Genomic DNA, 12724 nt, shown 5'->3' on the forward strand with positions numbered 1-12724 from the left:
CCACCGGGTCAGCCGTACCCTTTCCCTATGCTCGTCTGAACGAGCCTCGTTGCCAGGAAGATTGAGGATCACAGGAATAAATCTGAATGTTTGTTGCTACAGTAAATCGGGTGCGCCCGATCATTAATGCAGTGCGGAGGTTAACCACGTCCTCTTCAGATCAACCTCTCATCGCACGCAAAATTCTGTCGCCAGGGATTGTAGCAACCCGTTCACTCTCATTTTGTGGCGAACGGGTAAGTGAGCAGGCTGACTGCGCCTGCTATTTCGTTTTGCAGGATGCAGTCAGGTTCTTCATCTAACAACAGACATAGTTGGGCAATGACTTTTGCACGGGTGACTGGCTCGCCATCATAAAAAAGAGCCTCCACCGCCTTACCAATGTGAACATGCAGTGCATTAACGGCGTTATCGTCACACATTTACCACCTCCGATGACATAAACCCGAAAGGAGACCACCGGATGCCAGAAACGACGTCGGGCGGCCCCTCAGAATGCAGGACAACGATGATCAGAAGGTTTCCCAGTTTGCTTTCGACGCCATCAGGGATACTGAGGGTTGTACGTTGCGCCTGGTGGTCTGCGCCCTGGGTGTAAACGCCCCAGAAGACGGCACACGGAAAACGGCAACGGTTTTTTCAAGCTCAAGCGCCTGTTCTTCGAGACTGCTGGCCGCAGCAGAAGACTCCTCAACCAGCGCAGCGTTTTGCTGGGTTGTACTATCCATTTCCGTCATGGCCTGTGCAATCTGGGTAATGCCGCGATTCTGTTCGTCTGATGCAGCGGCAATTTCACCCATGATGTCCCTTACCTGCGTCACGGACCTGACGATACCCTCCATTGTCACGCCGGCGCGGTTTACCAGCTCAGTACCGTTACTCACTCTGTCCAGTGATTCCCGAATCAGCACTTCTATCTCTTTTGCGGCCAGTGAACTGCGCTGTGCAAGATTGCGCACTTCGCCTGCCACAACGGCAAAGCCCCGGCCCTGCTCACCTGCGCGCGCGGCCTCTACTGCCGCATTCAACGCCAGAATATTCGTCTGGAAAGCGATACCGTTAATAACGGTGATGATTTCGCCGATTTTGCCTGAGCTCTGACTTATTCCGCCCATTGTGGTTATCACCTCACTGATGATTTCCCCGCCGCAGCTGGCATTGTGCGACGCCTCCGTGGCCAGCTGACTGGCGTGATGGGCGTTCTCCGCATTCAACTTAACGGTGGAGGTTAATTCCTCCATGCTGGCAGCCGTCTCAACCACGGCAGCCGACTGCTGTTCTGTGCGCGATGAGAGGTCGGTATTTCCTGCTGCAATCTCAGACGAGGCGCGGGCGACGTTATTCACCCCATCCCGGACCCGGGAGATGATGTTGCGCAGGCTCAGGTTCATGGCGCCCATGGCAGTCATCAGTTCGCCAAGCTCATCAGTACGGGAACTGGTTATTTCGGCGGTCAGGTCACCTTCAGCGATACGCTGTGCCGAAGAAAGCGTCTCTCTCAGCGGAACGGTGATGCTGCGGGTCATTCTCCAGGCAATCAGGAGACTGAGAGTGATACAGACAAGGGTGGCAAAACCAATCTGCCACAGTGCGGTATGCATGTATTTCTGAGCCTGTTCAGACTGAAAGAACGCGAGGTCAGTGATTGACTGATTCAGTTTTCCCGCAGCTGCGGTCATTTCATCTGAGGCGCGTTTTTCGACCTGCACTGACTGGAGATAATTATTTAACAGCGTGGTGCCTGAGGTGGTTTTTTGCGCCACATCGGCCAGAAGCGCACCGAGTGAGGTGTCAGCGAGACCACTAAGCTGACTGACGAGTGGTGAAAAACCGTCTTTGATTTCGTTAAACTTATTCAGTGTGGAAGCATCTGGCCCATGCATGAACGCCTGAACATAAAATGCAGCCTGTTCAGTTTTGAGGCTGAGAGCCAGCAGGGGTGCAGTAAGGTCTGCCGGGACATAAGCCTGTCGGGCAGCCAGTTTTTCCGCCACTGACGTCAGTCCGAGAGCCTGAATATCATTCAGAGAAAGGGCTGCACTGTGGTTGCTTGCGAGAAAGTGCTGACGCTTTTCCTGATACTGAGCCAGAGCAGTATTGAGCGCAGAAAGCTTTTCACGACCGCCTGTTGACCAGGAATATTTCTCAAGATTTTTGTACAAAGCAGACAACTGATTCATCGCCTCACCGTTGAGTTCGATGAATTTAGTGTCGCGGGTGTACTGAAATAGCGTGCGGTTCAGCCTCGCTTTCGCCAGTGCATCAACCATTTGTACCGTGACGTCGCGCTTTTCCGAGTTATCCTGGATTTTTAAAAAACAGAGGGCAGCAAGGACTGATATAGCCAGTGACGCCAGTATAACCAGCAAAAACCCCAGAGTAAGCTTCCTGCCTATATTGAATTTTGACACTTTTTTTATAATATTCATTTTAATAATCCTGGTGTTGAAAAGTACCTGAGACTGACATTTCCTCAGGGTTACGTTACATATCGGCATAGCGACGATATTTATTAGAGCCACTTTCATCACCCGCCCTTAAATAATGATATTTATTGATGCAGATCACCTCCCTTAATATTTGTATCTGGCCGTGCAAATTAAGACCCTGATAATTCACCAGGTTATCATTCAGGCTCTAACCTGAAAGGCTCTGCTGAAAAAAAGCGATAACCTATTCCGCAGGCTTCTGATTTTATTGTACAAATTAAAAGACATGATACGGAATAGCATGTTAACTGAATAAATAGAGAGAAATAGCCTTCAGATCTTAAGGTTTTATTAAGCTTTGTGTTTTTACCTGGAAAGGTATTACCGGAAGGACAGGGGAAAAAGGGCATTTCAGCCTTCTTGTTTTCCAGAATAAGAATACGAGGTCAACGCGTTACTGAATTTTGTAAGCAGCCGATTATGCAAATGAAAAATCATTAACAGGCCTGCTTTTTCATTCAGTCCGGAACCTGCGGGAGGATCTTTTTTACAGCACGTGCATCAGGGCTAGCGGCACATCCGGTTTAGCGGCTGCCCATCAGCTTTTCAACTTCTTCGGGTTTGTCATGCACACCAAAGCGGTCAACGAGAGTGCGGATCGCCCCGTTCATGCCTCTGACGTCCACGTCGGCACCTTTGCGGCGGAACTTAATCACGATGCGGTTCAGCACGCTGACCGACGTGATGTCCCAGAAATGGGCGAGCGACACGTCGATGACCACGCGATCCAGCGCCTCGTGGAAATCGAAGTGATGGATAAACCGGTCAGCCGAGGCAAAGAAGACCTGCCCGGTTACGGTATAGGTGCGTGTCTCGCCCTTCAGCACCGAGGAGACCGCCATAAAGCAGGCCACTTTGGTGGCAAAGTTCAGCGACGCAATCAGCACGCCGGTCAGTACCCAAACGCCAGATTGTGGGTGGCCACCACCACGGCAACGGTCGCTACGCTGCGCTGGATGACTTTTTTCGGCAACAGCGCAATCTGGCTGATTGTGCAGCAGGGTGCCACTGACCTGCCGCAGAGGATCGTGAGCGATCAGACGCTGGCACTGTTCAACTTCCCTGAGCACTTCCCCTTCAGCTCGCTGCTCTCCTTTATTGCCATGGCGATGGTGGCCGTGCTCTTTGTCACCTCTGCGGACTCAGGCGCCAGGGTAGTCGATACGCTGGCATCGGGCGGCACCGACAAGCCCCCCTGTCGGTATGGCCTGTTTAAGGCTTTACGCGTTGACGCCTGTTTGCAACAGTAAACGCCGTTCCGCACCTCAAAACCCGCTATTCAGCTATTTCCCTTGCTGACTTTTCACCCCCGCTATCCGTCAGTGACGCCCTCACCTGTGGCAGGCTTTCCGGGTAATTCTGCTGAATAAACTCAATCATCTTTTCCCTGACGTAACAGCGCAGATCAAAAGCGATTGGCGAGTTCTGGGCAGTCATCAGCATCCTGATGGTCATGGTTTTTTCGGTGGTATCCGTCACCTGAAGTACAGACGTTTCCCCATCCCAGAGTTTGGTTTCACTCAGGACTTTTTCAAACTGCCTGCGCAGCGGCTCCAGCGGCATGGAGTAATCCACGTAGAGAAATACCGATCCTAAAATCTGGGCATTATTACGCGTCCAGTTCTGAAACGGATTCTCAGTGAAGTAAGTAATTGGCAGCACCAGACGGCGCAAATCCCAGATGCGCACCACCACATAGGTCAGGTTGATCTCCTCAATCCAGCCCCACTCTTTTTCCACCACCACCGCGTCATCAATTTTGATAGGCTGGGTAAAGGCGATCTGAATACCGGCAAACAGATTAACCAGCGACTTCTGTAAGGCGAAACCAATAATGATACCGGCAACACCTGCACCGGCCAGAATAGTGGTGCCGAATTTACGGACGCCAGGAAAGCTCAGCAGTATCAGTGAAATGCAGAACAGTACCAGGATGACAATAACCACTTTTTTGACATAGATAATCTGCGTACGAATTTTTCGTGCACGAAGATTATTCGAAATATTAATGTCATAGCGGATATAGAGCATATCCTGCGCCACATTGGTCAGCCGTATCAGGACCGAACAGAATGACATAATAATAAAGACGTTGATGATGTTAGTGATTAACTCAAGCGACTCAGGGTGAAAGTTAATGTAGTTAATCCCGACATTGATCATTAATAGCGGTACGAAAAAGAACATGGACCCGCTAAGGTGCTTCTCAAGGGATTTGAACAGCTTTCTGTCGCGACTCTGCCAGTAGCGGATAAAGGCCAGCAGGATAAGCCGGGCCAGGAAGCCCACGATAAACGAAAGCGAGACGAGTAATACAACAGGCACCCATGACGGGAAACCAGATAACTCACCGAATAACAATGGCATTATTTTCCCTTATAGTCAGCTGGCAACCTCAGGCTGTCAGCGAAGTGACAAACTCAGTAACCGTTGTCTGCACGGCTATCCGTTCGTAACACATTTAGCGCCCATGAGTATGAACCATTGCAGCGAAGTTGGCAGGAAATGCGCGGTGATGCGGCAGATTTACCTCAATGGCCCAAGCGAGCGGTCGGACTATCCCGCCCGGCGTAGCGGAAAATTCAGTAGCAAGTATTGAATCGGTGATGAAGCTGGTTCAGCCTTTGGGCCTGGTGGTCACAGCAGAAGGCGTGAAAACACAGGGGCAGATGTCTGCACTGGCGGATGCAGGCTGTAATCAGCTTCAGAGCGATCTGTTCAGTCAGGCGGTGCCCGACCTGAAACGCTGATGAAGAGAGCTGCGCCAGACAGTCAGGCAGGTATCATCGCCTGACGGGATAGCCTGAGCGGAGTTGTACGCTCAGGTTATCCGCCAGAAAGACTAACTGCCCAGGCTGTCCAGCAGTGCGGCAGAGGTGGCAACCGCGCCAAAGATGCCGCCCTGCATATGGATCATACTCAGCGCCGCCTCATGATGACGCCGCTCCGTTGCGGCACAGCAATCAGATAACACCAGACACTCGAAACCGCGATCGTTGGCTTCACGTAGCGTGGTATGAACGCAGACATCGGTGGTTATACCGGTGAGAATCAGATTACGTATGCCACGACTGCGCAGTATCAGCTCCAGATCGGTGGCGTAAAATGACCCCTTACCTGGCTTATCAATCACGACCTCATCCGGCAACGGGGCCAGCTCCGGAATAATCTCCCAGCCTGGCTCGCCGCGCACCAGAATGCGGCCGCACGGTCCGACATCGCCAATGCCGGCATTCATCCGTCTCGAACGCCACCGTTTATTGGCGGGCAAATCGCTGAGGTCGGGCCGATGCCCTTCACGGGTATGAATAATCGGAAACTGCCGGGCGCGCATCGCGGCCAGCACCTGCTGCAACGGGGCGATGGGTGCGCGGGTCAGGCTGACGTCATAGCCCATGCTATCGACATAGCCGCCGACGCCACAGAAGTCGGTCTGCATATCAATCACAATTAACGCCGTGTCAGCCGGGGTGAAACTGCCGTCAAAAGGCCAGGCGTAAGGGGTTGAATTAACGCTGTAATCGGGCATTGCTGTTCTCCATTACCGGGCGCGGCATGCGCATTTTGCTGATCACGCTGTAGCTGATGGCGGCGGTCACCAGACCAATCACTGCTTCACCGAACTGCGGGAAAGCCACATGAGCGATCACCGCACACAGGCTACCTATTGCCCAGGCGGCAAACGCTGTACCACGGAATCGCTGAGCCGGACGCTGCTCACTGATGCGCGCCATAAAGATCAAATCCACAATCATCACAGCACCAAATGGTGGCACCACGATCCCAAGCAGGCTGAGCCACGCCAGGAAGTAAGACCAGACGCCCGCCAGTGCCAGCGCGCCACCAATGGCGCCGAGGATCAGCGTCCACAGACGCATTTTGCTGCTGAACAGATGACTGAAACCCACTGCGCCGTTGTAGAGGCAGTGTGTGCAGACCGATCCCAGATTGATAAAGACAAACAGGCAGGCCACCACCGACAGGATGGCACTGTGCCCCATCAGCATCGGCAGGAAGTTACCGCCATTGGTCAGCGGATCCACCGTCGCGCCCACGGCTACAATTACCACGCCGAACAGATACGAGATGACGTTCGCAACCGGAAAAGCGGAGAAGGCAGCGATGACCGCTGAGCGTCCATTCTTCGACCAGCGGGTAAAGTCAGCGGTCATGGTGCCGGAGTCGGCAAAACCGGCCACCACCATGGTGACGGCGGTGCCCATGCTCATTGCGCCGGCGGCGCTGGCGCTGCCTTTCCACTGCGTCACCACGGAGAAGTCGTGCTGTTTGCTGATCAGCCACAGTGCCACCATCCCGAGCACCACAAACAGCGGCGCGGCGATCATCCCCAGCACGGACAGCGCCCGCACGCCCAGGAACGTGATGCCGGTGTAGAGGATCATGGCAAAGGCCGTCACCGCCAGCGCATTCCAGCCGAAGGTCTGATTAATCACCGTGCCGGTAAGGCCGGTCTGGAAGGCATACCAGCCGATCACCACCGTCGAGAGAAAACCCGAGACCAGGATGTAGCCTTTGCTGCCAAAGGTGCGTCTGGCCTGTAAAGCAAAGTTCATCCCGCTGTTACCGGCGTACCAGCTCAGCGCGCCGACATAGGCGAACAGCACCAGGTTGCCCAGCAGAATGGCGATCAGCGCGGGCCAGAAGCCCAGATGCCAGGTAATGATGCCGCCAAACAGCGCATTGGTGAGGATCATCGGGAATCCAAACCAGACCGCTGAAACAGAGCGGGTTGAATGACGATGCGTCAGCGGCACCGGCTCATGTTCAAATTCCTGCTCCAGCGCAGGTGTGTCAGACGTTTTCATTGGGCGATTCCGGGTTGAAGGTGATTCCACGGCTGAATGCGCTCGAAAGCGGCACTGGCAGCCAGCACTAAAGCATCATCAAGATGACGACCAACAATCTGCATACCGACCGGCAGGCCGCTGGCGGTGAAACCGGCAGGCACTGACGCGGCGGGCTGGCCGGTGAAGTTGAACGGGAAGCAGAATGAGAGCCAGTGATCGTTGCGAACCATGCGACTATCAATGATCTCCGGTCCCTGCATTCCCAGCGGAAACGGCGGCACGGCCAGCGTCGGCGTGATCAACAGATCAAAGCGCTGCATAAAGCGCCACAGGCTATTGCTGACCGCTTTGCGGGTGGCGATGGCATCGGTAAAGTTCTCTGCCCGCCAGTCGCGCTGTAACATAGCGACCAGATGCGGTGACATCGTGCTGCCCTGCTCCACCATCATCTGGCGCATGCCGGTGAGATCACTTTCCATCGCCACCAGTGCGCCAAAAGCGGCTGACGGATCCGGGAAGCCAGGATCGGCCAGCTCCAGTTCCGCACCGATTTCAGCAGCAAATCGCCTTACCGCCGCGCTGACAACAGCGCGGACTTCCGGGTCAACGGCCACATAGCCAAAATCTGCGCTGAATGCGATATGCAACTTGCCAGGCAGATGTTCTGGTGCACCCAGCCAGTCAACGTCGCTGCAGGGGATCGAGTGGCGGTCCCGCATATCCGGTCCTGCCATCAGTGACATCATCAGGGCGGCATCGCGCACGCTGCGCGTCATCGGCCCGATATGCTCCAGCGACTCCCAACTCGACACGCCGGGATAGCGTTCATCACGACAGCCGGGCCATAACGGCACCCGCCCCATCGACGCCTTGAAGCCAAAAATGCCGCAGTGCGCCGCCGGAATACGCACTGACCCGCCGCCATCGCTGCCCAGTGCAATCGGGCAAAGGCGTGCCGCCACCGCCGCCCCGGAACCCGCGCTGGAACCGCCCGGCGTCATCGCCAGATTCCAGGGATTACGTGGCGACGGAAAAAGCGGATTGTGCCCGACGCCGCTGTAGCCGAACTCCGGCGCGGTGGTTTTACCCAGCAGAATGGCGTCGGCGGCCAGTAGCCGTTCCACCGTGATGTCGTCATCTTCCGGTACGAACTCTTTGTATGCTGCTGAACCGGAGGTAGTGCGGACGTTTGCGGTGCAGATGAGATCTTTTACCGCCAGCGGCACGCCTGCCAGCGCGCCCAGTGTTTCTCCCTGCGCACGTCGGTCATCTATGGCTTTAGCCTGTGCCATCGCAAGCTCGGGTGTCGGGGTGCAAAAGGCCTGCACCGTCGGTTCACGCTGTTCCATCCTCGCCAGCGCCGCAGCGGTCAGTTCGCAGGCTGATACTTCCCCGTTGCGGATCAGAGCGGCCATCGTGGTGGCATCGTCGTCTAAAAAGGAGTCAAACATGGGTTACCTCGCCAAAAGTGTACCCATGAGCTAGTGCATGAAGCGTGCCAGATAGCCGCGAACTCAAGGGGCTGGGTCAGGGATGCGAGGTGGAATACGGGCTGGGATACAAGATCGAATTCTTATGGTGTCAGAAGCGGGTCGCTGTTTATTTTTTCAGCACAGTGATGGCGCAGGGCTGCGCAATAAGGGTGCGTGCCAGGTGAATGGTTTGTGGGCTGGCTTACAGAACGGTGTTGTTAATGCGCAACAGCGGCTGAAATGCTGGAATGAATAACCTCACTTTTACCATGGATGTTTGACGGTGCTGAGCAGGAACTGAAAAATCGAGTTTCAGGGATTCATATGTTACGGCAGGGATGAGAAGTGCGTATTGAAGAAGATATTTATCTCGAAAACTACGAAATCAGACGAAAAAGATTTATTTATGACCGCCAGATTTATCACAGCTACGTTTTTGTTGGCGGCAGCGAAACTTACACTGTCATCGTTGGCGACCGGATAGATGAACAGACCTTTACCCGCATCGGATATCGGATGCCACCCGGTATCTCCTTTCCTGTTAACGGGCTGGCTGAGGTCTGTTTTGACGTGTGCGATGGTCTGGAGTGCATGAGCGATTTTCGCCACATCAGCATTCCCGGATTAGGTAGTGCAGTCGTTTTAAAAAGTGTAGTACTTGCGTTAATGGCACACCATGAAAGCTTCTCTATCGGCGGTTTTGTTTTCCAGCCTGCGTCTGGCGAGATCGTTGAACGCAATCGTCCGACTCCGCTGGAAGAGATCTACGACGCCATGCTTGGGTTAAAAAATGAACTACGCTACAATCGCCGAACAGGGTTGCCGAAGAAAGCGCCGCAACCTTTAATCCCGGACTGTTTCCAGGCTTATAAAGTAGTGACTACAGGGAGAGCTTGCTATGTCGTTTTATGATACACACGATGAAACAACCCCTTTAGCTCCGGTTGAAACCCGATATAAAGAGTTAAGGGCACTTTTGATTGCAGAGTGGCTGGCCCGGCCCGATCTGCCCGCCATTAAAGCTCAGTTAGCTCAGGCGAGAAAACGTTCGTCATCTGCCCTGTTGCGCCGCAAGCTGAAAGAACTGAATGCGCGCGACATGCAGGAAGCAAAGATTCCCGATTAGCACTCAAAGGCCCGATAAACGGGCCTTTCGTATTTTAATAGCTTCTGGTTCACCAGCAGGCGGCTTCCCGCCACCCACAATTCACCTCTATTCCGGAAAATCCGTCTCCACCGACGTCTGTTTCCACGCGTCTATCTCAGCCAGACGCTCTTTGAGCTTACCTGTCACGGCGTCATGGCCCCAGGCACCCATCACCAGATGACGTGGCGGGTTTTCATGCTCGGTAATAGCAATCATCGCCGCGGCGGCCCGCGCCGGATCGCCCTTCTGAGTGCCGCTGTATTCGGAGGTCGCTTTCATCCGCGCGGCGGCGGTCTCCGCATAGTCTGGCAGCGTGCTCGGCGTCTGATGCAGTGAGCGTCCGGCCCAGTCGGTGCGGAACGGACCTGGCTCAACACAGGTCACGTGAATGCCCAGCGGACCGGCTTCAAGCGCCAGCGAATCGGACCAGCCTTCCACCGCATGTTTGCTGGCAGAGTAGTAGCCTGAGCTGGCAAAACCGATTAAGCCTGCCACTGAGGTAATGTTGATCACGTGGCCGCTACGCGCCTTTCTCATTGCGGGCAGCACGGCGCGGGTCAGGGCAAACAGACCGAAGACGTTGGCATCAAACTGCGCGCGGATTTCGCTTTCCACACCCTCTTCCACTGAGCTCTGATAACCGTAACCGGCGTTGTTTACCAGCACATCAATGGTGCCGAACGTGTCCAGGGCCGCACTGACGGCCTGGTCGATGCTCGACTGCTGCGTCACATCCAGCGCCACCGCCAATGCGTTGTCGTGTCCTTCAACCAGATCGGCAATGGACGCGGTGTCACGTGCCGTGACGACGACCTTAAAGCCACGCGCAATCGTCTGCTGCGCCAGTTCACGACCAAAACCGGTCGAACATCCCGAGATTAACCAGACAGGGCTGGAATGAGCAGTCATAACAAGACTCCCGTTGAGAATGATGAAGGGGTTTAAGACCCGGACGCGAGGGCATCCGGGAATAAAGGTTAGTGAGACGCGACCGCCCCACTTAGCCCTTAATGCTTTTTATGAAACAGCTGACTGGCGGTGTCGCTGATGATTTGCGCTGCGCCGCGATCGCCCTTCACCATCGACGCCATAAAGGCTTTCGCCTGCTTGAAGGTGATGTGTGGCGGTAATGGCGCGACTTCCGGATCGGTTTTCACCTCCAGTAATACCGGGCGATCGGCGCTGAGCGCACGCTGCCAGGCACCTGCCAGATCGTCAGGGTTGTCGACAAAAATACCGACCATTCCCAGCGACTGCGCAAACTCAGCGTACTTCACATCCGGCAGCTGTTGTGACGCGTCGAAGCGAGGGTTACCCTCCATCACGCGCTGCTCCCAGGTGACCTGATTCAGATCCTGATTGTTGAACACGCAGACAATCAGGCGCGGATCGGCCCACTGCTGCCAGTATTTCTGAATAGTGATCAGCTCGGCCATGTTGTTCATCTGCATCGCACCGTCTCCCACCAGCGCCACCACCGGTTTTTCCGGGTGAGCAAATTTCGCGGCAATCGCGTAAGGCACCGCCGCGCCCATACAGGCCAGACCGCCGGAGAGTGACGCGCGCTGTCCCTGCTTCACCCGATAGTCGCGGGCAAACCAGTTGGCGCAGGAGCCGGAATCCGAGGTGACAATGGCGTTGTCCGGTAACTGAGGTGACATCTCCCACACTACCCGCTGCGGATTGACCGGATTAGCCGGTGCCATGGCACGCTCTTCCATCAGCGTCCACCAGTCACGTACCTGAACCGCAATATCCTCCTGCCAGCTGCGATCCGCTTTATGCTCCAGCAGCGGCAGCAGCGCGCGCAGCGTTTCTGCCGCATCGCCATGCAGGTTCACTTCGCTGGGATAGCGCAGGCCCAGCATGGCGGGATCGATGTCTATCTGCACCGCACGCGCCTTGCCCTCTTCCGGCAGAAATTCCGTCCACGGGAAGCCGCTGCCAATCATCAGCAGGGTGTCGCAGTTTTGCATTAAATCGGATGAAGGTTTCGTGCCGAGCAGGCCAATCGAGCCGGTAACAAACGGCGCGTCGTCCGGCAGCACATCTTTGCCCAGCAGCGCTTTTGCTACTCCGGCACCCAGCACATTGGCAACCTGCACCACCTCAACGGCGGCGTTGCGTGCGCCCGCACCGATGAGAATCGCCACTTTTTTACCGGCGTTAAGCACGTCGGCAGCGCGTTGCAGGTCCGCTTCGTAGGGGATAACTTTGGGACGCTGATAGCCGCTGCCGGAATGGGTGAAGCCATGCAGATGCTGCGGCGGCTGCCACTCTTCATCCTGAATATCTTTAGGGATGATGATCACCGCCACGCCGTTTTGCGCTTTGGCAATGCGCACGCCACGATCCAGCAGATGGCGCACCTGTGTCGGGGTCGAAGCTTCCTGAACGAAGTTAGCGACGTCCGAGAAGATGCGGTCCAGGTTCATCTCCTGCTGATAACTGGCTCCACGCGCAGTCGCTTCTGCCTGTCCGGCAATCGCCAGCACCGGCGCATGGTCCATTTTGGCGTCATAAAGCCCGGTCAGCAGATGGGTTGCGCCCGGCCCGCCAGTTGAGAGACAGACGCCCAGCTCCCCAGTAAACTTCGCGTGCCCGGCCGCCATAAAGGCCGCCATCTCCTCGTGCCGCACCTGAATAAATTCGATGCCGTCACCTTTAGCGTTAGCGCGCTGGATAGCTCCCAGCACGCCGTTAATCCCGTCACCTGGATAGCCGTAGATGCGTGTGACGCCCCACTCTTTCAGGCGCTGGACAAAAAAATCACTGGTTTTCATGCTCATCGTCGCGTTGCCTTCATAG

The 12724-nt window shown here is 55.2% G+C and carries 10 protein-coding genes and 3 pseudogenes; 4 read left to right on the forward strand and 9 right to left on the reverse strand.

The window, feature by feature from the left end; translation table 11 throughout:
- Positions 1–218: 218 nt before the first annotated feature.
- The 3 genes and pseudogenes from AC6I77_RS11725 to AC6I77_RS11735 all read right to left on the reverse strand — a co-directional run.
- On the reverse strand, positions 219–422 hold the full coding sequence (locus AC6I77_RS11725) for a hypothetical protein (RefSeq protein WP_003852422.1): 204 nt from the start codon (positions 420–422) through the stop codon (positions 219–221).
- A gap of 90 nt (positions 423–512) precedes the next feature.
- Positions 513–2429 (reverse strand): methyl-accepting chemotaxis protein, encoded by a 1917-nt coding sequence (locus AC6I77_RS11730; protein ID WP_078805168.1) that lies wholly within the window; start codon positions 2427–2429, stop codon positions 513–515.
- 584 nt (positions 2430–3013) lie between these two features.
- Positions 3014–3435 (reverse strand): annotated as a pseudogene (locus AC6I77_RS11735) (STAS domain-containing protein); the annotation flags it as partial.
- Here AC6I77_RS11735 and AC6I77_RS11740 point away from each other — a divergent pair.
- Positions 3434–3709: pseudogene (locus AC6I77_RS11740) on the forward strand (BCCT family transporter); the annotation flags it as partial. The pseudogenes AC6I77_RS11735 and AC6I77_RS11740 overlap by 2 nt on opposite strands.
- 55 nt (positions 3710–3764) lie before the next feature.
- On the opposite strand, the gene AC6I77_RS11745 reads toward AC6I77_RS11740, so the two are convergent.
- Positions 3765–4856, reverse strand: a complete 1092-nt coding sequence (locus AC6I77_RS11745) for a mechanosensitive ion channel family protein (protein WP_003852412.1) — start codon at positions 4854–4856, stop codon at positions 3765–3767.
- 200 nt (positions 4857–5056) lie between these two features.
- On the opposite strand from AC6I77_RS11745, the pseudogene AC6I77_RS11750 reads away from it, so the two are divergent.
- Positions 5057–5239, forward strand: a pseudogene (locus AC6I77_RS11750) (EAL domain-containing protein); the annotation flags it as partial.
- Between the two features lie 92 nt (positions 5240–5331).
- Here AC6I77_RS11750 and biuH read toward each other — a convergent pair.
- The 3 genes from biuH to AC6I77_RS11765 are packed head-to-tail and all read right to left on the reverse strand — an operon-like array spanning position 5332 to position 8748.
- A complete protein-coding gene (biuH, locus tag AC6I77_RS11755; protein ID WP_008926914.1) occupies positions 5332–6018 on the reverse strand; it encodes a biuret amidohydrolase in 687 nt (228 codons plus the stop codon).
- The gene (locus AC6I77_RS11760) at positions 5999–7315 is read right to left on the reverse strand and encodes a purine-cytosine permease family protein (RefSeq protein ID WP_497816949.1); all 1317 of its coding nucleotides are present in this window, start codon (positions 7313–7315) and stop codon (positions 5999–6001) included. Before AC6I77_RS11760 ends, biuH begins: the two co-directional genes overlap by 20 nt.
- Positions 7312–8748, reverse strand: coding sequence for an amidase (locus AC6I77_RS11765; RefSeq protein ID WP_497816950.1), 1437 nt, complete (start codon positions 8746–8748; stop codon positions 7312–7314). The genes AC6I77_RS11760 and AC6I77_RS11765 overlap by 4 nt, the downstream gene beginning before the upstream one ends.
- Positions 8749–9114: 366 nt before the next feature.
- On the opposite strand from AC6I77_RS11765, the gene AC6I77_RS11770 reads away from it, so the two are divergent.
- Complete coding sequence (locus AC6I77_RS11770; protein ID WP_008926917.1) at positions 9115–9681, forward strand: hypothetical protein; 567 nt, start codon at positions 9115–9117, stop codon at positions 9679–9681.
- Positions 9668–9895: a hypothetical protein gene (locus AC6I77_RS11775; RefSeq protein WP_003852400.1), complete on the forward strand. Its 228-nt coding sequence runs from the start codon at positions 9668–9670 to the stop codon at positions 9893–9895. The genes AC6I77_RS11770 and AC6I77_RS11775 overlap by 14 nt, the downstream gene beginning before the upstream one ends.
- 87 nt (positions 9896–9982) lie before the next feature.
- Here the strand turns inward: AC6I77_RS11775 and AC6I77_RS11780 are convergent, their stop codons facing one another.
- Both AC6I77_RS11780 and AC6I77_RS11785 read right to left on the reverse strand, forming a co-directional pair.
- Entirely contained in the window at positions 9983–10825 is an 843-nt protein-coding gene (locus AC6I77_RS11780) for an oxidoreductase (RefSeq protein WP_105099029.1), read from the reverse strand.
- 98 nt (positions 10826–10923) lie between these two features.
- Entirely contained in the window at positions 10924–12705 is a 1782-nt protein-coding gene (locus AC6I77_RS11785) for a thiamine pyrophosphate-requiring protein (RefSeq protein WP_003852397.1), read from the reverse strand.
- Between the last annotated feature and the right edge of the window lie 19 nt (positions 12706–12724).

This window comes from Pantoea sp. X-Soil-ISGK-259 (assembly GCF_059730705.1).

Bases quoted from the DNA above. Each gene is read 5' to 3' on its own strand.
- AC6I77_RS11725 (WP_003852422.1), bottom strand. From the start codon at position 422: ATGTGTGACGATAACGCCGTTAATGCACTGCATGTTCACATTGGTAAG.
- AC6I77_RS11730 (WP_078805168.1), bottom strand. From the start codon at position 2,429: ATGAATATTATAAAAAAAGTGTCAAAATTCAATATAGGCAGGAAGCTT.
- AC6I77_RS11745 (WP_003852412.1), bottom strand. From the start codon at position 4,856: ATGCCATTGTTATTCGGTGAGTTATCTGGTTTCCCGTCATGGGTGCCT.
- biuH (WP_008926914.1), bottom strand. From the start codon at position 6,018: ATGCCCGATTACAGCGTTAATTCAACCCCTTACGCCTGGCCTTTTGAC.
- AC6I77_RS11760 (WP_497816949.1), bottom strand. From the start codon at position 7,315: ATGAAAACGTCTGACACACCTGCGCTGGAGCAGGAATTTGAACATGAG.
- AC6I77_RS11765 (WP_497816950.1), bottom strand. From the start codon at position 8,748: ATGTTTGACTCCTTTTTAGACGACGATGCCACCACGATGGCCGCTCTG.
- AC6I77_RS11775 (WP_003852400.1), top strand. From the start codon at position 9,668: ATGTCGTTTTATGATACACACGATGAAACAACCCCTTTAGCTCCGGTT.
- AC6I77_RS11780 (WP_105099029.1), bottom strand. From the start codon at position 10,825: ATGACTGCTCATTCCAGCCCTGTCTGGTTAATCTCGGGATGTTCGACC.
- AC6I77_RS11785 (WP_003852397.1), bottom strand. From the start codon at position 12,705: ATGAGCATGAAAACCAGTGATTTTTTTGTCCAGCGCCTGAAAGAGTGG.